Source organism: Pseudomonas sp. SDO55104_S430, from assembly GCF_054070595.1.
Map to the genome: position 1 here is coordinate 1 of NZ_JBSVXG010000446.1, position 1768 is coordinate 1768.

General features: G+C 59.8%; 2 protein-coding genes. One reads left to right on the plus strand and one right to left on the minus strand.

Annotated features, from left to right (window positions below):
• Positions 1 to 94: 94 nt before the first annotated feature.
• Positions 95 to 634: a PaaI family thioesterase gene (locus ACW9JE_RS30565; RefSeq protein WP_224537663.1), complete on the minus strand. Its 540-nt coding sequence runs from the start codon at positions 632 to 634 to the stop codon at positions 95 to 97.
• A gap of 194 nt (positions 635 to 828) precedes the next feature.
• Here ACW9JE_RS30565 and ACW9JE_RS30570 point away from each other — a divergent pair, with 194 nt between their 5' ends.
• Positions 829 to 1695, plus strand: a complete 867-nt coding sequence (locus ACW9JE_RS30570; RefSeq protein WP_457434884.1) for a pirin family protein — start codon at positions 829 to 831, stop codon at positions 1693 to 1695.
• Positions 1696 to 1768 lie beyond the last annotated feature (73 nt).

The window sequence follows — 1768 nt, forward strand, 5'->3', positions numbered from 1 at the left end:
ACAGTTGATCTTCATGTGACACAAATTTTGTGTGTGACAGAAATCCAAGGTGGGAGCGGGCTTGCTCGCGAAGGCCGCGACTCGGTCTGAAACCTTACCCCCGAGGCTCAAGAATCATGCAGGTAGTCGTCCCGGTCGCATACAACCGCCCATCCACATCATAAATCCGCCCCTCGGCCAACGCCGTCGAACGCCCCAGATGCACGATCTTGCCCTCGGCCCGCACCGGGCCGCTGGCGCTGTTCAGCGCGCGCACGTAACTGATGCGCAGATCCAGCGTGGTATAGCCCTGGCCCTTTTTCAGCAGGGTATGAATCGCACAACCCATGCACGAATCCAGCAGGGTGGCCGCATAACCGCCATGCACGGTGCCCAACGGATTGTAATGCCGCGAATCCGGCGTGCCCTGGAAAATGAACAAGCCTTCGGACCATTCGATCGGGATGAAATCCATCAAAGTGCCGATCGGCGGCGAGGGCAGGTCACCGTTACCGATGCCATTGAAAAACTCGGTGGGCGTCAGTTGGCTGACTTCGGCCAGGGACAGACTGCCGGGCCCGGCGAGACGGGCGCGCATGGCCTCTTCCTGAGCGATCCATTGGGCGAGCATGGTGTCGCGGTTGGGGCTTTGCATGTTCAGTGGCCTCGCGTGTGTGCGGATATTACGAAGATAATGTCGGTCGATATTATGCGCGAAATAAAATCCACGCCAGCCCGTCATCCATCGTTCTACATACGGGACAATCAGGTCGATTTTCACCGACTAGTGCGTAATTAGTTCCGGCTATAAGCTGGGTTCATGGTTTCACTCATTTCTCAGGAGACCCCATGAAGAACATCATCGGTATCTACACCAGCCCCCGTGGACATTGGGTCGGCGACGGTTTCCCGGTTCGCACCCTGTTTTCCTACGACAACCTGGGCAAACACATCAGCCCCTTCCTGCTGCTCGATCACGCAGGGCCCGCGCAATTTTCGCCGACCACCGAGCGCCGGGGCGTGGGCCAGCACCCGCATCGTGGTTTCGAAACCGTGACCATCGTTTATGAAGGCGAACTGGAACACCGGGACTCCACTGGCAGCGGTGGCAAGATCGGTCCTGGCGACGTGCAATGGATGACCGCGGCCTCGGGGATTCTCCATGAAGAGTTTCACTCCGAAGGATTCGCCAGGAGCGGCGGCACCCTGGAAATGGTCCAGCTGTGGGTCAATCTGCCGGCGAAGGACAAAATGGCCGATCCCGGTTACCAGACCCTTCTCGATGGCGATATTCCGAGCATCGCGCTCAAGGACAATGCCGGCAGCCTGCGCCTGATCGCCGGTGAATTCGCCGGTCACAAGGGCGCGGCGCGCACCTTCACGCCGGTGGATGTCTGGGACATTCGCCTGAACGCCGGCAAGTTGCTCAACCTGGATCTGCACGAAGGACGCAACACCGCGCTGGTGGTCCTGCGCGGCGCGGTGCAGATCAATGGCCAGGAGTCGGCGAGTCAGGGGCAGTTGGCATTGTTCGAGCGCCAGGGCGACCGATTGACCCTTGAGGCCAGCGAAGACGCGGTGGTGCTGTTGCTCAGCGGCGAGCCGATCGACGAACCCATCGTCGGCCATGGTCCGTTCGTGATGAACACCGAACAGGAAATCCACCAGGCCTTCGCCGATTTCCAGTCCGGGCGCTTCGGTCGCATGCAGGCCTGATCCTCCAACACACCACATCCCCTGTGGGAGCGGGCTTGCTCGCGAAAGCGTAGTGTCAGTCGACACTTGTATT

Coding starts and splice junctions, on each gene's coding strand:
- ACW9JE_RS30565 (WP_224537663.1), bottom strand. CDS start 634: ATGCAAAGCCCCAACCGCGACACCATGCTCGCCCAATGGATCGCTCAG.
- ACW9JE_RS30570 (WP_457434884.1), top strand. CDS start 829: ATGAAGAACATCATCGGTATCTACACCAGCCCCCGTGGACATTGGGTC.